This is a genomic window from Myxococcus sp. CA051A (genome assembly GCF_013336705.1).
In the GTDB taxonomy this organism is placed as follows: Bacteria; Myxococcota; Myxococcia; order Myxococcales; family Myxococcaceae; genus Myxococcus; species Myxococcus llanfairpwllgwyngyllgogerychwyrndrobwllllantysiliogogogochensis.
Window position 1 is genome coordinate 172625 of sequence record NZ_JABUMS010000009.1, and the last position, 16454, is coordinate 189078.

Below are 16454 nucleotides of genomic sequence, written 5' to 3' on the forward strand. Positions count from 1 at the left end.
CGCGAAGCTAGGTGTCGGTGTCGAGGAACAGCAGACCCGCGGGAGGGAGCGGGTCCACCCGCAGGGTCCGCGACGGCAGCGTGGCCTGCGCCTCCATCACCGCGCGCACCTCCCAGATGGGCGGCGGATTGAGCGCGAAGCCCGCCTGGAACGTCCCCGACTCCACCCCCTTCACCAGGGACTCCAATCCCTGCACCGGGAAGACGTGGGGATGTCCCGCCGCCTCGGGGTCCTGGATGCCCAGCACCGTCCGCAGCACCAGCGCGTTGAGCAGCGCCAGGTCCAGGCTGCGCAGCGTCGGGTTGCGAGGCGCGCCCTTCAAATGGGCCAGGTCCAGCCCCTGTCGGAAGCGGAGGATGCGCCCCCGCCCCCCGGGCAGCACCAGCAACACCGCGTGGTGGCCGGAGATCAGCGTCGCGAGCCGCTCGCGCGCGGCCACCAGGCCCCGAGGCGTGTCGAGCGGCTCGTCCAGTTCGTACACGCGCGCGTACGCCGTCACCAGCGTCAGGAAGGTCTCTTCCTTGAAGGTCGCCACGCCCTTGAGCGCGCGGTGGATGGGCAGCAGCTCCAGTCCCGGGTCCGACAGGGGGACCACCGCGGCCAGCGTCGGCCCGTTCTCGGCCAGCGCGGTGAGCGGGCGCATGGGCGCCTCGTCCAACACGGCCTGGATGCGCTTGGACACGGGGGAAGGCTCGATTCGGCGCAGCACGAGGGTGCGGCCGTCAAACTCGCCTTCCCACACGAGGACGGAGCGCTCGCTTGCCTCGGCGAGCAGTCCTCGGAACACGCCATGGTCATCCGCGGTGAGCGTGACGGCCGGCTCGGCCTCCCAGGAGCGGGGGCGATACGGGTCGAACTCCAGCGGCGTCCCCGCGTCCTGGCGCAGCGCGCACAGGAGATAGCGCACCGGAGGGCCTCCCAGCTTGCCCGCCTGGCTGTGGACCTCCACCAGGTACAGGGCGGGCCGGGCGTCGCGCAACAGGACGCCGGACTCGCGCTGTCGGCGCAGCTCCGCGGAAGGGTTGGCGGCCTCCAGGAGGGGCCGGACGTGGGAGGGCTGGGGCACCGCGTTGCTGCGCGGCACGTAGCCGCTGGGCTCGAGGGTCCGAGCCAGCGGGGTCAGCAGGGCCGTGAAGGGATGGACGCGCGCCATGTCGACGGAAGGTGGTGTCTGCCACCTCGCGTTGCCACGGCGCCCGCTCGCTCGCCTGGGGGCCCGTCTACCACCAGACGTTGCGGTACGGCCGGTCCTTCGCCGACGACTTCAGCGACGAGCGGTCCACGCTCTCCTCCCACAGCAGGCTCACCGTGGTGATGGCGCCCGCCGAGCCGAGGAAGGACAGCACATACGGCGTGGACTGGTCGAACCCGCCCAGCACCAGGCCGGAGATGAGCAGCACCGCCGCGCCCACGCCCGCGCCGAAGAGGTCCGCTCGGAGAATCTGCGACGGCGTCGGGTCATACCGCATGGTGGCCAGCGCCAGCGCGCCCGCGCCGATACCGGGCGCCAAGAGCAGCGTGTCTCGCCACGTCTTCGAGGAGATGTCCGTCCCCGAGAAGTGGATGACGGCCAGCAGCAGCGCCGCATAGGCCGCGCCCCAGCCCGCGCCGGAGGCCATCAGCAGGCCGTCGTTGAGCGGAAGCTGTCCGCCCCCGAGCCCCGCGGTGAGCCACGCGCCCAGCTCCGCGCCGAGGAACGCCGACCAGGTCAGCACCCCCGGGTCCTGGGTGAAGAGGTCCATGAAGCCGGCCATGAACATGCCGCCCACCACGGAGTTGCCCATGCCAAAGGTCGACATCGGCCGGTCCACCCAATTGTTGAATTGCCACCACGCGGAGGCACCGAAACCCAGACCCGCGCCAATCAGCGTGCCGGCCAGCATCGCCTCGCGCGAGCTCTGGTCGAAGCTGAAGTCATTGGCGAACGCCTGCGTGAAGAAGCCACCCAGCGCGCCCAGCGTGGTGTGGTGGGCGATGAACTTGAAGCTGCCCGGGCCCGACAGGAAGGGCCCCAGACGCTGGCGGCCGTCCAGCACGGCGCCACTGTCCACGTAGTCGGCCTGAACGGGCGTCGACGCCGGGGACAGGGTGGGACGCAGGCCATCCTGCGTCACCGGCGCCAGGGGCGAGGTGCGCGACGAGTCCGGCTCCTGGGCCAGCGGCGCATCCCGCGTGGGGACATTGCCTTCGTCCGGTGGGGAGGCCTGCTCCTGCTGCGCGGAGATGGGCTGCCCATACCCGGGCTGGCCGGCCGCGGAGTCCCCGGGCTGTTGCTCCGTGGATGGAGGGGACGACGGCTCCGAGGGCGCGGCTTGCTGTGAGGGGTACGAGGGCTGCGCCTGGGACGGCTCCGTGTACGGATACGAGGAGCCCGTCTGTGCGCGCGCGGCCTCGGGCGAAGCGAGCACGAGCGCGAGGACGGCGGGAAGGCAGATCCAGTTTCTCAGAAGTGACACGCAAGCAACTCCTTGGGTCCGTCCGCCACAAGACCACAACCCACGTCCCCGTGGTGTTTTTTGCATCCACCTGGGCCCACTCGCCACGACGGAAGCGCCCCAGGTGGGTGGAACCGTCATGAGCACGGCATTCCTCCGTGCGTGCTTCAATTCTTTCGCGACGCGGATGGCGGTCGGGCATCCCTGCGCATCATGCCCATCGGGTTTTCGTGGTCCGAGCTCGACGTCGACTCCGCGCGCATCCTCGTCGTCAAGGACGTGCCCCTGCCCGACGCCAGTCGAGACTTCGTCTTGTACTGGTGCATGGTGAACCATCGCGCCGAGGAGAACCACGCGCTCGACACGGCCATCGCCCTGGGCAACCACCTGCACCTGCCCGTCGTCGTGTATCACGCGCTGCGCCCGGACTATCCCCACGCCTCGGACCGGCTCCATGCCTGGGCACTGGAGGGCATGGCGGACCTGACGTCGGCCTTCGCGTCGCGCGGGCTGCCGTACTGGGTGGAGCTGCCACGCCATGCACGCGAGCATCACCCGCGCCTGGCGGAATTGGGCAAGCGCGCCGCCGCCGTGGTGACGGACTTCTTCCCCACGTACATCATCCCCGGGCACCTGCGCGGCGCGGCCAAGGCGCTCCACGTGCCGCTGTTCGCGGTGGATGCCTCCTGCGTGGTGCCCATGCAGCGCATCCCCACGCTCCAGGCCGGCGCGTACACCCTGCGGCCGAAGCTGCAGAAGCTGTGGCCGGAGTACCTGGGCCGCACGCTGCGCTCGCGCCACCTCGAGGCCGCGGCCGCGGGGCGCAAGCTGTCACCGGACTTCGACGTGGCGGACGCGCGCGAGGCCCGTCAGTCCCTGGCGAGCTTCCACATCGACCACGCCGTGACACCGCTCGCGGAGCGCGGAGGGCGCAAGGCGGGCCTCAAGGCGCTCGACGCCTTTCTGCACGAGAACCTGGAGGGCTACGACGCCGGACGCAATGACCCGGGCCTCGCGCGCCAGTCCGGCCTGTCCCCCTTCTTCCACTGGGGCAACCTCTTCCCGGGCGAGGCGGCCCGCGCCGCCATCCGCGCGCGCGGCACCGACGACCCGAACGTGCGCGGCTTCCTGGAGGAGCTGCTGGTGCGGCGCGAGCTGGGCTTCAACTTCTGCTTCCACACGCCGGAAGCGAAGCAGCTCTCCGTGGAGTCCTTGCCAGGCTGGGCGCGAGAGACACTGTCCACGCACCAGAAGGACGCGCGGGAGCACCTGTACTCGCTGGAGCAGTTGGAGCACGCGAGCACGGCGGATGGCCTGTGGAACGCGGCGCAGCGCGAGCTGGTGGAGCGGGGCCGCATCCACAACTACCTGCGCATGTTGTGGGGCAAGAAAATCCTGGAGTGGAGCCGCACACCGGACGAGGGCCTTCAGCGCATCGCCCACCTGAACGACAAATACGCGGTGGACGGCAGAGACCCCGCGAGCGTGGCCAACTTCATGTGGGTCCTGGGGCTGCATGACAGGCCCTTCCAGGAGCGCAAGGTGCTGGGGAAGGTGCGGCCCATGAGTTCGCCACGCACCGCGGAAAAGTATGACCTGGCGCCCTATATGGCGCGCTGGGGACGGCCCGGGGACCCGCCGGTGAAGCTCAAGCGCGCCCGGCGCGTGGCGGACCGGTGAGCAAGGCTGTTGACATCCGCGCGTCCAAAAGTGACACGGCGGTTCCCTTCCCGTCTCACCGCCACTAAACGCAAAGGTGGGACAACGACGCCAGGAGCCGCGCCATGGGCATGATGAAGTTCGATATTCCCCACTCCCTTCCGAAGGACGAAGTGAAGAAGCGCGTGGAGCAGCTCCTTCAGTACTGGGGTGGCAAGTACGGAGTGAAGGCGGATTGGCAGGGCGAGGGCGCCAAGATTGTCGGCAAGGTGATGGGCATCCAGTTGGACGCGTCCTTCAAGATCACCGACAAGGCCGTCGAGGGCGAGGGCACGGACCCCGGCATGCTGCTGCGCGGTCAGGCCAAGTCCTACCTCCAGAAGAAGTTCGGGTCCGTGCTGGACCCGAGCAAGTCGCTGGAGCAGGTGAAGAGCACCCTGGACTAAGGGCGCCGGGCTTCAGTGCGGAGGCTGTTCCTCCAGCGCGGCGAGGGCGTAGCGCGCCGCGCGGGAGATGGCCTCCGCCGAGTCAGGCATCTCCGGGTAGTGCCCCGCCAGCGTGCGCTGCGGGAAGCGCAGCTGGGCAATCGCGTTGCGGTAGCTGCGACGCGCCGCCTCCGACTCGTGGCTGCGCTCCTGCACCTGGGCCAGCAGGTAGTGGCCGATGGCCAGCGTGGGCTCCAGGAACAGCGCCTTGGCCAGCTCCGAGCGCGCCTCCTTCAGCTCCCCGGCCTGCAGCGCCGCCACCCCGCCAAACACGCGGGCCTCCACGCACAGCGGCTCGCGCAGGATGGCCTGGGCAAAGGCCTCGCGCGCCTCGGGAATGCGCCCCGTGAGCGAGAAGAGGTTGCCCAGCGTCAACAGCGCGTCCAGGTCGCTGGGCTCATCCACCAGCAACCGCTGAACGCCGGAGATGGCGGCCGGGAAATCCCCCAGCGTCATCTTCCGCACGGCCATGGCCAGCCGCTCCGCGGGAGGCAGCAGCTTGGGCCACGCGGAGGGCACCGGCAGCTCACCGGTGACGGTGCGCGCGGGCGCGGACACCGCGGGCAGCTCCACGGTGGGGCGCGTGCGAGCGGCGTCCGAGGTCCCCACCGCGGGCAGCTCCACGGTGATGCGCGGACGGCCCAGGTCATTGACCCGCGACGTCGTCGACGACGACGGGGTCGACGCGGAGGAAATCCCCGGCACGGGCGAGGCGGCGGGCAGCGGCCCCACGGCGGGAAAGGACCCTGAGAGTGCGCCGGCCCCCCGGACCGAAGAGGCCTCCGCCGCGTTGCGAGGACGGGCTCCGAAGGCCCCTTCCACGGGCGGCCGCGCGTACACGGCCGGGGAGAACGGCTCCGGCTCTGGGGCGCGCTGGGACTGCTCCGCGGTGCCGGGATACGGATGGATGCGCAGGGGCGGCGGGCGGTAGCCCTTGTCGCTCGGCGGGCGCCGGTACACGAAGGCGCCGTCCACTTCGATCATCTCGAAGCGGTCATAGACCTTGAAGAGGCTCTCCGAGTACCCGAGGAAGAGCAGCCCACCGGGCCGCAGCGCGCTGAGGAACCGGTCCATCAGCCCACGGATGGTGGGCAGGTCGAAGTAGATGATGACGTTGCGGCAGAGGATGAGGTCCAGCGAGTTGAGCGCGACCTTGTCGAAGACGGGCACGGCCAGGTTCTGCCCGTCGAAGCGGATGTACTCGCGCAGCGCGGGCAGCGCCTCGTGGCCATCCTCGACGGGACGGAAGAAGCGGCCCAGGCGCTCCGGCTGGATGCTGATGCTCCGTCGCAGGGAGAAGCGCCCCTGCCGCGCGGCCTCCACCGCGGCCAGGTTCAAGTCCGTGGCCCACAGGTCCACCTCGGCGGACAGCGCCCCCAGCTCCGCCAGCACCATGGCCACGCTGTAGGGCTCCTCGCCCGTCGCGCAGCCCGCGGACCAGACGGACACCTTGCGCATCTCCCGCCGCGCGCGCGCCAGCAGGTCCGGCAGCACGCTCTTCTCCAGCGCGCGGAACTGCTTGCCGTCGCGGAAGAACTCCGTGTGCCCCACCGTCACCAGCGGCAAGAGCGAGCGCAGCTCCTCCTCGCCCCCGGCTCCCGTCAGCCGCTGGAGGTAGCGCTCCGGCTCCTCCACGCCCAGCGCGGGCATGCGGGTGGACAGCGCCAACCTCAAGCTGTGGAACCCATCCGGGGTAATCTTCAGCCCCGCGCGCTCCAAGAGGAGCGCCGCGAGCTGCTGAAGCACTTTGTTGCTCACGTTCAGCACGCATCCACCCACTGCACCAACGTGGGGCCAATTCGCTCCAGCGGCAGCACTTCCTGCGCCGCCCCGAGCAGCACCGCCTCGCGAGGCATGCCCCATACCGCGGACGTCCCTTCATCCTGAGCGATGGTCCGCCCTCCCCGCTCCCGGATCTCCTTCATCCCCCGCGCTCCGTCCCGCCCCATCCCCGTCAGGATGACCCCGACACAGCTCGAGCCGAAGGCCTCCGCCGCCGAAGTGAGCAGCATGTCACACGAAGGCCGGAAGCCCCGAAGCGCGGGTCCCGAGTCCAGCTCCAGCCGGCCCTCGGGTCGCACCAACAGATGACTGCCCGACGGTGCGATGTAGACCGTCCCCGGCACCATCACCATGCCGTGCTCCGCCTCTGTCACTCCCAGCGCCGTCTCCATCGTCAGCCAGTGCGCGAGGCCCTCCGTGAAACCCTCGCTGATGTGCTGGCAGTAGGCGATGGGCGCGGGAAAGTCTCGTGGAATCTTCCGCAGTACCTGTGCAACGGCCTTCGGACCGCCCAGGGACGCGGCGATGGCCACCAGGGGAAAGGGCGGCGGGGGCAGGTCCTCCTTGGGCAGCTTCGCGGAGGAGCGCGTCTGGCGCACGGCCTTCACCTGGGCCAGCAGCACCAGCTTGCGCGCGATATGGGCCCAGAAGTCCGCGCCGGGGATGGCGGGGCGCTCCACCACGTCCAGGGCCCCCAGGGCCATGGCCTGGAACGCCTCCTGGCCGGACAGCGCGCCCGGATGCAGCGCGAGGACGGGCACCGGCCGCCCCGCCATCACCTGCTCGATGGCCTCCAGGGCCTCCAGGCCGGTGAGGTCCACCAGCAGCACGTCCGGGAAGTGGCGCTGCACGGCGACGAGGGCGCCAGGGAAGTCGATTTCGGCGGGCCCCACCGGGACGAGCGACTCGCCGTCGAACAGGCCACGGGCCGCGAGCGCGCGCAGCCCCTTGCCCACCATGAGCACTCTGAACGCCATCCCCGCCGCGGCCGTGCCACCCAAACGTCGCTCCTCAGGTCAGCCGGTCAATCGCCTGCGCGAGCACTTCCACGCCCAGCTCTCCCTTGACGAGATAGGCATCCGCGCCCGCGTCCAGGCCGCGCCGCTTGTCCTCGGGCGAGGCGAGTGACGACAGGATGATGACGGGGATGCGCGCCACGGCGGGCGTCGACTTCAGCCGCCGCGCGAGTGAGAAGCCGTCCATCTTCGGCATCTGCACGTCGGTGAGGATGAGGTCGTAGCTGTTGTTCTGCACCTTCCCGTAGGCCTCCTCGCCGTCCTGGGCCTCCTCCACCATGTGGCCCAGCGCCTTGACGAGCGCGCCTTCCGTCGCGCGGGCAATGGGAGAGTCGTCCACGAGCAGCACCCGGAGCCGCTTGGCCGCTGGCGCCTGGGTGACGGGCCGCGCCATGCGGCGCACCTCCGTCATGATGTCGGGGACATGCAGCAGCACGGCGATGCGGCCGTCCTCCAGCGCGGCGGTGCCGGCGATGAAGGGCGCGCCCTTGAGGAACTCTCCGCCGCAGGGCTTCACGGCCACTTCGCGCTCGTCCACGAAGCCGTCCACCACGAGGGCCGCGTGGTCCTCGCCATGGCGCACGACGACGGCGGGGGGCCGGTCGAACCGGTTGCCACCGTTGAGGCCGAGCAACGGCCCGAGCGCCACGAGCGCCGTGGGCTTGCCCCGGTGCCGCACCGCGAGGGTGCCGAAGATCTCCAGCCGGTCATCCGGCTTGACGCGCATCACCGCCTCGACGTCGGCGGCGGGCATGCCGTAGACGTCGTCGCCCAGGCGCACCAGCAGCACCTTCATCAAGGCGAGCGACTGGGGCAGCCGCAGGGTGATGGTGGTGCCACGGCCGATGCGGCTGTTGACGCCCACCGAACCGCCGAGCGTCTCCACCTTGCGCTTCACCACGTCCATGCCCACGCCGCGGCCGGACAGCTCGCTGACCTGCTCGCGGGTGGAGAAACCGGGACGGAAGATGAGCTCGATGGCCTCGCGCTCCGACAGCGCGGCGGCCTGCACCGCGTTGATGAGGCGCTTGTTGACGGCCACCTGGCGCAGGCGCTCCGGGTCGATGCCGCGCCCGTCGTCCTCCACCTCGATGTGGAGCATGTCGCCATCCACGCGCACGCGGATGCGGACACGGCCCGTGAGCGGCTTGCCGAGCTGCTGGCGCGTGTCCGGCGACTCCAGGCCGTGGTCCACGGCGTTGCGCAGGAGGTGCACCAGCGCGTCGCGCACGTCGGCCAGCATGGACCGGTCCACGCCGATGTCGGCGTTCTCGATGAGCAGGTCCACTTCCTTCGTCTGCGTGCGCGCCATGTCCCGCACCGCGCGCGGGAAGGCGTCGAACACCGTGGACAGCGGCACCAGGCGGGCCTCCGCCACGTGGTCCGCCATCTTCGACAGGTTGCCGTGCAGGATGTTGATGCCGTCGTCGTTGCGCCGCACGAAGCGGAACGCATCGTCGCGCAGCATGTGGAGGTCGCTCTCCACGCGGTCCAACACCATGCGCACTTCGTTGGGAATCTCCACCTGCTCGGCCAGCCGCAGGAAACGATCCCCCAGGCGGCTGAAGCGCTCGAACAGCGCCTCCGTCTCCGAGCTGCGCAGCCGACCCCGGGCGCTCTCCACGAGCAGGTCACCCGCGAGCAGGCCCAGCGAGTCCAGCACCTCCACGTTCACCCGAATCGTGCGGTCGGCGATGGCCGACTTCGCCGCGCTCGGAGCCTCCTCCTCCCCACCACGGGCCGGAGGGTGCGCCACGGCCGGAGCTTCCACGGGCGCCGGCCGGGGAGCCGCCACGGAGGGCGGCGCGGCGACAACGGGCGCCGCCACCGGAGGCGGCTTGGGCTTCGCGACATGAATGGCGGGCGCGGCCTGGCCGGACACCTCCGCCATCGCACGCACGATGTCCTCGCTCGCGGACGTGCCGGTGTTCGCACCGGACATGTCCTCGATGAGATCGGACAGGACATCGCAGGCACGGAGCATGACGTCCGTGGCGATCTCCGTGGCCGTGCGTCCCTCGCGCTCGGCGCGCAGGACGTCCTCCGCCGCGTGAGCGAGCTGACCGATGGCGGCGAGGCCCAGCATGCGGGCCTCTCCCTTCATCGTGTGCAGCTCGCGCGCGACGTCGTCCGCGGCCTGATCCGCGGTCTCCTTCTCCAGGTCCAACACACCCAGTTGGATTTTCTGGAGGCGGTCGGCGGTGACCTCCTGGAACTTCTTCAGGAGGGATTTCTTGAGTGCCTCGGTATCCATGGGCGGTGAGCGCTGCGCACCCTCCCCTTCCCAAAAGAGCTAGTCGGCCTTGAAGCGCTTGATGAGCTCCGCCAGCCGTGCGGCCAGCTGGGTGAGCTCCGCCGCCGCCCCCGTCGCCTGCTTCGACGCCTGGGTCGTCTGACGCGTCACATCTTCAATCTCCGCCATGGACGCCACCACCTGCTCGGTGGCCGTGCGCTGCTGCTGGGTGGCGAGGTTGATGACGCGGGCCGCGTCGCTCGTCTCCTGCACGCCGGCGAGGATGCCTTCCACGGCCTGGGCCGCGACGGCGCCCAGCTTCTCACCGGACTCGGTGGCGGACTTGGACGCTTCGGCGGCGCCCGCGGCGGCCGCGGTGGCCTCGCGGATCTCCGTGATGAGGTTCTTGATCTCCTTGGTGGAGTCCAGGACGTTCTCCGCCAGCCGGCGCATCTCCGCCGCGACGATGGAGAAGCCCTTGCCCGCCTCACCCGCGCGGCTGCCTTCCAGCGCCGCGTTCAGCGCGAGCAGGTCGGATCGGTCGGCGATCTCGTCGATGACCTCCACCACCGTGCCGATGCGCTCCACGCGCTTGGACAGCTTCGCGATGGAGTCCGCCACGGCGACGCCGTCGCTGCGGATCTGCTGCATGGCCTGGATGAACTCACCGATGGCGCCACGGCCCGCGCGCGCCGCGCCGAGCGTCTCTTCCGCCACGCGCGCCACGCTGCCGGCGTTCTCGGCGATCTGCGCGGAGGCGTGCTTGAGCTCCTCCATGGTGGCGGTCGTCTCGTGGATGGCCGCCGCCTGCTCCGTGGAGGACGTCTCGTGCTGGGTGGACGCCGCCAGCACCTGGTTGGCGGACGAGGACAGCCGCAGCGCCGCCTCGTTGATCTCCCGCACGAAGGTGCGCAGCGTTTCAATGACCTTGCCGAAGCCCTCCAGCAGGGGCCCGAGCTGGGGGTCCTCGGTGGTGGTGTTCCACCGGGACAGGTCGCCTTCGCGCACCAGGCTGATGAGCGCGTCGAGCGCCTGATCGATCTCCTGCGCCGCCACGTGCTTGCGGTGCTCGGAGCTGGCGAAGTTGTCCAGCACCTGGTTGAGCAGGTGGGCCATCTCCTCGCCGCCCTCGCCCACCAGCTCCTTGGGGACGCGGGCCTGGAGGTTGCCGGCCAGCACCGTCAGCAGCGTGTCGGTGAAGGCCTTGAGGGGCGCCGGCGGCGCGGCGGCACTCGCCTTGTTGGCGGGGGCCTTGCGCGCGGAGCGGGCCTTGGACGCGGGCTTCTCGTTGGGGGTGTCCAGGGACATTGCGGTCAGTGCCTTCCTTGAGAATCTTGGGTCCTGGCGGTCTCCACCAGGTCAATCAGCAAAACGGTGCGGGCTTCTTCCAGGCACACACCGACGGCATAAGAGGCCGCGCCCGCGGTGGGGGGCATGCGGCGAAGCTGCGTCACGGGGATGGGGCGCACGCCCCGGACGGTGTCCACCTTCAGGTGGCCTTCTCCTTCCGGGGTGTCGAACACGAGCGCGCGGTGGCCTCGGGAGAGGCGCCCCAGCTCCGGCAGGGTGATGTCCTCCGGCAACGAGCGGTCGATGCGCAGCACCTGCGACGCGTCCGTGCCGAAAGTCCCACTGCCAATCTCGAAGAAGAGGATGTCCACCTCTTCGACCTTCTCCTCCACGAGTGACTCGTCGTTCATCGAGCCACCGCGCGCTGCCGGGCCGTCTGCAGCAGCTTGTGGAAGTTGAGCAGGTTGATGCCGTCCTGGGTGGTGCTGCCCTGCACCACGCCGAGCAGATGCTCCGCGGCGGCGTCTCCTCCGAGCGGCGGAGGGAGGATGTCGGAGACCGGGATGCGGCGCAGGCCCAGCACCGTGTCCGCGACGACCCCGGCGACGATGCTGCCGGTGACGCCGATGAACAGGCGGGTGCGGGGACCGATGCGCGCCTCTCCCTTGGAGAGGAAGCGCAAGAGGTCGACGACGGGGAGGACCTCACCGCGATGGCCGGTGACGCCCATGATGAAGGAAGGAGTCCTGGGCAGGGGGGTGAGCAGCCCGGCGCGGAACACCTCGAGGACGTTCTCGCTGGGCACCCCGAACCGCAGGTCTCCCACCCGGAAGCAAAAGAACTCCTGCTCCGGCCGGGCCTGAGCGGCCACGGCACGGTCCGGAGCCATCCGGAGTGCTCGCTGGAGGGGAGTCGAGGTCGTGGTCAAGGCGTCGGAGTATCCGGAGGGGACGAAAACCGGTCAAGGGGAGGTCGCATGGAGGCCGGCCGCTCGCCGTTTCGATGGTCCGCGCTGAACCAAAGGTGTAGGGTTGCACCCTGAATCCTTTGAGGAGGACGATGTCGCGCGTACTGGTCATTGATGACAGCCCGATGCTGGTGGAGCTCACCGTTCGGGCCCTCACCGCCGCCGGCTACCAGGCGAGCGGGGCCCAGGACCTGGCGAGCCTCGACCAGAAGCTCACCGAGGGACCGTTCGCGCTCATCCTCATGGACGTGAACATGCCGGAGATGTTTGGCGACGATGTCGTCGAATACCTGCGGCGTCAGAAGAAAGTCACCGCGAAGCTGGTCCTCTACTCCGACATCAGCGGAGCTGGCCGGCAAGACGAAGGCGTCCGGCGCGGACGGCTACATCCTCAAGAGCGGTGGCCTGGAGGCCGTGCTCGGAGGAGTGATGGGGCTCATCGGGGCTCCGGCCCTGGGCGTCCCCGCCGCCGTCCCCCCTTCCCCGGCCACGTCGGATGCCCCCCAGGCAGCCGCCCCTGTCGCCTCGACGGGGCTCAAGGCCGCCCCCAGCACCGGTGGGCGCAAGCCGCGCATCCTCATTGTCGACGACAGCGAGATGACCGCCCGAATCATCGAGGCGGATCTGGTGGCGAAGGGCTTCGAGGTTCATGTCGCGGACACCGCCGACAAGGCCACGAAGATCATCCTCAAGAAGCAGACGCGTCCGGACCTGGTGCTGCTGGACGTGCGGATGCCCAACGTGAACGGCGAGCAGTTCTGCCGCTTCATCAAGAGCAACAGCCTCTTCAAGGGCATCAAGGTGCTCTTGTGCTCCGGCGAAAACGTCGAGGAGCTCCAGCGCATCTGTCGTGAGGCCGGCGCCGATGGCTACATCCCCAAGGATGCCGTCATGGGGAACCTGGTCGCCAAGGAGCTGATGCCGCCTGGCGGCGGCGAGTAGCCGACACGAGGGCCCCACCCGGCCCGCATGCGTCCGTTCTCGACGAAGCCCGCCAGGAGACACACGGGCCCGCCTCACGCGGGCCCGTCCCGTTCGGCGAACTCCGGGCTCTACCGTCCCGCGGCGTTCTCCCGCTCTTCCAGCCCGCGCGCGAAGTTGCCGATGATGAGCCCCGGCCGCGCCGCCTTCAGGCGCTGGAGCAGCTCGCGGATGCCCACCGGCTCTCCGCCCGCGCCCACGTCCCGCGCCGCATCCAGATACTGGAGCGGGTCGATGGCCAGCGAGCGCGTCTGCACCTGGTCCACCTTGTACTTCTTCACCAGCCGCTCCAGGGCCTTCACCTCGCCCTCGCGGTCCGTGACGCCGGGGAACAGGAGCAGGTTGAGCGCCAGGTACGCGCCGCGCTCGCGCGCGAGGGCAATCGACGCCTCGACGTCCTCCCAGCCGTACTTCACCGGCTTGTAATAGGCCTCGTACAGCCCCTTCGACGCCGCGTTGAGCGACACGCGCACCGCGTCCAGGCCCGCGTCGAGCAGGGCCTCCAGGCCGCGCGTGAGGCTCGCGTTGGTGTTGATGTTGATGGAGCCCTTGTCCGTGCGCGCGCGCATGTAGCGGATGGACTCCGCGATCTGCTTCCAGCGAGTGAGCGGCTCGCCCTCGCAGCCCTGGCCAAAGCTCACCATGGTGCGGCCGGGCGCGTTCTCCAGATGGAACAGGCCAATGGCGCCCATCTCCTCGGCGGTGGGGCCGTCATCCATCCGCTCGTGCGACGCGGGTGGGCCGCCCGCCGGCTGGTCGGAGATGCAGCCCACGCAGCGCGCGTTGCACATGACAGACGCGGGGATGGCCGCCTCGTCGCGGACATAGAAGGTGTTCTGCGACGTGAAGCACCGGTACAACATCGCGCACGTCTTGAGCTGCTTGAGCACGCGGTTGTCCGGGAAGCGCGCCAGGTGCTTGTCCACCAGCGCCTTCATGTCCGGCGTCGAGTAGCGCTCCGGATCCCAATGCGAGCGGCGGTCCGTGTGGATGGCCCACGCCACCGGCCCGTCCTTGCCCCACGCCGCCGCCGTATAGGCCCACTGCGGCAGCACCGGCCCGTTGCCCTTCACCTCGCCCGGCAAGAACGTGCGCGTGTAGCCCGGCGGCAGGAGCGCGCCCACCGCGTTGGGGGTGAAGGTCTTGCCGCCCACGTTGATCTCCCGCACCAGCTCCAGCTCCCCCGTCCGGGGGTCCTGGCCCACGGGGAGCCTGCCCGGCAGGTGGACCAGCCGCCCGGCGGACGGCAGGGGGATGGGCTTGTCCTGCGGAGGAACGAGTTCCTCGCCGCTGCGCAGCGTGGCCAGCAGGTAGGGGTGCTCCATCACCTTCCCCTTGGGGTCGGCGAACAGCAGCTTGGGCGCGGACGTCATGTGACGCTAACTACCACCAGCCCCCCTTCTCTTTCGACGTCGAAGCGCGATGAGACGCGTTGCATTCAACGCCACGCGTCATCCCTCCGAGGTAACAAAGGCTCACCGGTGACATGTGTCCGGCTTCGGCGGATGCCTTGATTCCCTCGGGAGGGCTCGTTAGGGTCCGCGCGCTTTTTCAGTCCCTTTCGGAGGCAGTCGTGATCGTCGGAGTTCCCAAGGAGATCAAAACCCGTGAGTACCGCGTCGGCATGGTGCCTGCGGGCGTGCGCGCGCTCACGAGCGCGGGCCACACGGTGTTGGTCGAAACGAACGCCGGCGTCGGCTCAGGCATCCCCGACTCGGAGTACCAGCGCGTCGGCGCGCAGCTCATCGCCAGCGCGGACGAGGTCTGGAAGCGCGCGGAGATGATCGTCAAGGTGAAGGAGCCCATCGCGCCGGAGTACGAGCGCATCCAGCCCGGGCAGATCATCTACACGTACTTCCACCTGGCCGGCGTGGACCCGGAGCTGACCAAGACGCTGGTGAAGAAGAAGGCGGCGGCCGTCGCGTACGAGACGCTGCAGTTGGATGACGGCAGCCTGCCGCTGCTCAAGCCCATGAGCGAGGTGGCCGGAAAGATGGCCATCCAGGTCGGCGCGGCCTCGCTGGAGAAGGCCCACGGCGGCAAGGGCATCCTGCTGGGCGGAGTGCCCGGCGTGCGCCGCGGTCGCGTCACCATCATCGGCGGTGGCGTCGTCGGTCTGTGCGCCGCCAAGGTGGCAGTGGGCATGGGCGCCGAGGTCACCATCCTCGACGTCAACCTGGAGCGCCTCACCTACCTGGATGACGTGTTCCTCGGCCGTGTCAGCGTGCTGGCCTCCGACACGGAGAGCATCGCGACGTCCGTGCGCGAGGCGGACCTCGTCGTCGGCGCGGTCCTCATCCCTGGCGGCAAGGCCCCCAAGCTCGTCTCCGAGGCCCTCATCTCCGAGATGACCCCCGGCGCGGTCGTCGTCGACGTCGCCGTGGACCAGGGCGGCTGCATTGAAACGTGCAAGCCCACCACCCACGACAACCCCACGTTCGTCGTGCACGGCGTCGTCCACTACTGCGTCGCCAACATGCCCGGCGCGGTGCCCCAGACGTCCACCTACGCCCTCACCAACACCACCCGCCCCTACTCGCGGAAGATCGCCGACCTGGGCCTGGTGGAGGCCGTGAAGGCCGACCGCGCCCTCGCGCGTGCGATGAACACCTACAATGGCCACGTCACCTACGAGGCCGTCGCCAAGGACCTGGGGTACGACTACCGCCCCATCCTGGACGCGCTCAGCGGCAAGTAGCCTGTAGAGCGGCCTGACAGACAGGGCCCCACCCGGAGGGGAGGCGCGGATGGCGACATCCCGTCTCCCCTTCGTTATTGAAAGTGGGGAATAAAGTGCCCCGTCCGGAGTCTGGCGTACCCGAAGCGACCGGACGGGCGGGTGTGACTGGGAAGCCGTTGTTGCGACTTCTGTTCCCATGCATACATTGATGGGCAGGCGACAACTCATTCCCCAATTGTTTCGGGCCTTTGGAAGGCGGGACATGTTGGATTTCAGACAACCCAACCGGACGAAGCAGGAATTCGAGGAACTGGCGCTGGCCCACCTGGACCCGCTGTACTCGGCGGCCCTGCGCCTGACGAAGAACGAAAGGGATGCAGAGGACCTGGTTCAGGACACCTGCATGCGGGCCTACCGGTTCTTCGACAAGTTCGAGCGGGGCACCAACATCAAGGCCTGGCTCTTCAAGATCCTCACCAACACGTTCATCAACCGCTACCGGCGGAAGGTGAAGGAGCGCACGGTGGTGGAGGGCGTGGAGCGCGAGGCGGTCCATGAGCGCTTCGTCAGCCGGGACGCGACGGACTTCGCGGCCAACCCGGAGCAGTACTTCTTCGACAGGCTCCTGTCGGACGACGTGCTGCGCGCCATCGACTCGTTGCCCATCGACTTCCGACTGGTGGTCATCCTCGCGGACCTGCAGGAGTTCTCCTACAAGGAGATCGCCGAGATTCTCGAGTGCCCCGTGGGCACGGTGATGAGCCGGCTGTTCCGCGGCCGCAAGCTCCTGCAGAAGACGCTGCGCGAGTACGCGGTGGGCCAGGGTGTCTTCCGACACGAAGGCGAGGGCACCGATACGCCGGCGAACCTCGAAGAGTATCGTCAAAGGAAGAAGACGGGGTAGAAACAGGTTCCTACCGCGCGCC

13 protein-coding genes and 1 pseudogene are annotated in these 16454 nt (G+C 69.4%); 5 read left to right on the plus strand and 9 right to left on the minus strand.

Going from position 1 to position 16454, the window contains the following annotated elements:
• Window positions 1-7: 7 nt before the first annotated feature.
• Both HUA74_RS25645 and HUA74_RS25650 read right to left on the minus strand, forming a co-directional pair.
• A complete protein-coding gene (locus tag HUA74_RS25645) occupies window positions 8-1153 on the minus strand; it encodes a DUF1015 family protein (RefSeq protein WP_174456656.1) in 1146 nt (381 codons plus the stop codon).
• A gap of 67 nt (window positions 1154-1220) precedes the next feature.
• A complete protein-coding gene (locus HUA74_RS25650; RefSeq protein WP_246137641.1) occupies window positions 1221-2456 on the minus strand; it encodes a hypothetical protein in 1236 nt (411 codons plus the stop codon).
• Window positions 2457-2648: 192 nt separating this feature from the next.
• Here HUA74_RS25650 and HUA74_RS25655 point away from each other — a divergent pair, with 192 nt between their 5' ends.
• Window positions 2649-4115, plus strand: coding sequence for a deoxyribodipyrimidine photo-lyase (locus tag HUA74_RS25655; RefSeq protein ID WP_174456858.1), 1467 nt, complete (start codon window positions 2649-2651; stop codon window positions 4113-4115).
• A 104-nt stretch (window positions 4116-4219) separates the two neighbouring features.
• Entirely contained in the window at window positions 4220-4540 is a 321-nt protein-coding gene (locus HUA74_RS25660; protein WP_141647258.1) for a polyhydroxyalkanoic acid system family protein, read from the plus strand.
• Window positions 4541-4552: 12 nt separating this feature from the next.
• On the opposite strand, the gene HUA74_RS25665 is transcribed toward HUA74_RS25660, so the two are convergent.
• Genes HUA74_RS25665 through HUA74_RS25690 form a run of 6 tightly spaced genes read right to left on the minus strand, consistent with a single transcriptional unit; the run spans window position 4553 to window position 11789 of the window.
• On the minus strand, window positions 4553-6346 hold the full coding sequence (locus HUA74_RS25665; RefSeq protein WP_174456657.1) for a CheR family methyltransferase: 1794 nt from the start codon (window positions 6344-6346) through the stop codon (window positions 4553-4555).
• Window positions 6340-7338 (minus strand): chemotaxis protein CheB, encoded by a 999-nt coding sequence (locus HUA74_RS25670; protein WP_174456859.1) that lies wholly within the window; start codon window positions 7336-7338, stop codon window positions 6340-6342. The genes HUA74_RS25665 and HUA74_RS25670 overlap by 7 nt, the downstream gene beginning before the upstream one ends.
• A 34-nt stretch (window positions 7339-7372) precedes the next feature.
• Entirely contained in the window at window positions 7373-9631 is a 2259-nt protein-coding gene (locus HUA74_RS25675) for a hybrid sensor histidine kinase/response regulator (RefSeq protein WP_174456658.1), read from the minus strand.
• A 39-nt stretch (window positions 9632-9670) separates the two neighbouring features.
• Window positions 9671-10918 carry a methyl-accepting chemotaxis protein gene (locus tag HUA74_RS25680; RefSeq protein WP_141649262.1) on the minus strand — a complete coding sequence of 416 codons (1248 nt, stop codon included), beginning with the start codon at window positions 10916-10918 and terminating at the stop codon, window positions 9671-9673.
• Window positions 10919-10923: 5 nt separating this feature from the next.
• Window positions 10924-11310, minus strand: coding sequence for a Frizzy aggregation protein FrzB (locus tag HUA74_RS25685; protein WP_141649263.1), 387 nt, complete (start codon window positions 11308-11310; stop codon window positions 10924-10926).
• Window positions 11307-11789, minus strand: a complete 483-nt coding sequence (locus HUA74_RS25690) for a chemotaxis protein CheW (protein ID WP_141649264.1) — start codon at window positions 11787-11789, stop codon at window positions 11307-11309. The genes HUA74_RS25685 and HUA74_RS25690 overlap by 4 nt, the downstream gene beginning before the upstream one ends.
• Window positions 11790-11959: 170 nt before the next feature.
• Between HUA74_RS25690 and HUA74_RS25695 the strand changes: the two are divergent.
• A pseudogene (locus tag HUA74_RS25695) lies at window positions 11960-12809 on the plus strand (response regulator).
• Between the two features lie 110 nt (window positions 12810-12919).
• Here HUA74_RS25695 and HUA74_RS25700 read toward each other — a convergent pair.
• Complete coding sequence (locus HUA74_RS25700) at window positions 12920-14221, minus strand: radical SAM protein (protein WP_174456659.1); 1302 nt, start codon at window positions 14219-14221, stop codon at window positions 12920-12922.
• A 200-nt stretch (window positions 14222-14421) separates the two neighbouring features.
• Here HUA74_RS25700 and ald point away from each other — a divergent pair, with 200 nt between their 5' ends.
• Complete coding sequence (gene ald / locus HUA74_RS25705; protein ID WP_141648080.1) at window positions 14422-15546, plus strand: alanine dehydrogenase; 1125 nt, start codon at window positions 14422-14424, stop codon at window positions 15544-15546.
• A 244-nt stretch (window positions 15547-15790) separates the two neighbouring features.
• Window positions 15791-16432, plus strand: coding sequence for a sigma-70 family RNA polymerase sigma factor (locus tag HUA74_RS25710; RefSeq protein WP_141648079.1), 642 nt, complete (start codon window positions 15791-15793; stop codon window positions 16430-16432).
• Window positions 16433-16454: the final 22 nt, after the last annotated feature.

What these genes read in the sequence shown, in the direction of transcription:
- HUA74_RS25700 (WP_174456659.1), bottom strand. Translation starts at nt 14,221, where the DNA reads ATGACGTCCGCGCCCAAGCTGCTGTTCGCCGACCCCAAGGGGAAGGTG.
- HUA74_RS25685 (WP_141649263.1), bottom strand. Translation starts at nt 11,310, where the DNA reads ATGAACGACGAGTCACTCGTGGAGGAGAAGGTCGAAGAGGTGGACATC.
- HUA74_RS25710 (WP_141648079.1), top strand. Translation starts at nt 15,791, where the DNA reads ATGTTGGATTTCAGACAACCCAACCGGACGAAGCAGGAATTCGAGGAA.
- HUA74_RS25645 (WP_174456656.1), bottom strand. Translation starts at nt 1,153, where the DNA reads ATGGCGCGCGTCCATCCCTTCACGGCCCTGCTGACCCCGCTGGCTCGG.
- HUA74_RS25690 (WP_141649264.1), bottom strand. Translation starts at nt 11,789, where the DNA reads ATGGCTCCGGACCGTGCCGTGGCCGCTCAGGCCCGGCCGGAGCAGGAG.
- HUA74_RS25675 (WP_174456658.1), bottom strand. Translation starts at nt 9,631, where the DNA reads ATGGATACCGAGGCACTCAAGAAATCCCTCCTGAAGAAGTTCCAGGAG.
- HUA74_RS25670 (WP_174456859.1), bottom strand. Translation starts at nt 7,338, where the DNA reads ATGGCGTTCAGAGTGCTCATGGTGGGCAAGGGGCTGCGCGCGCTCGCG.
- HUA74_RS25660 (WP_141647258.1), top strand. Translation starts at nt 4,220, where the DNA reads ATGGGCATGATGAAGTTCGATATTCCCCACTCCCTTCCGAAGGACGAA.
- HUA74_RS25680 (WP_141649262.1), bottom strand. Translation starts at nt 10,918, where the DNA reads ATGTCCCTGGACACCCCCAACGAGAAGCCCGCGTCCAAGGCCCGCTCC.
- HUA74_RS25655 (WP_174456858.1), top strand. Translation starts at nt 2,649, where the DNA reads ATGCCCATCGGGTTTTCGTGGTCCGAGCTCGACGTCGACTCCGCGCGC.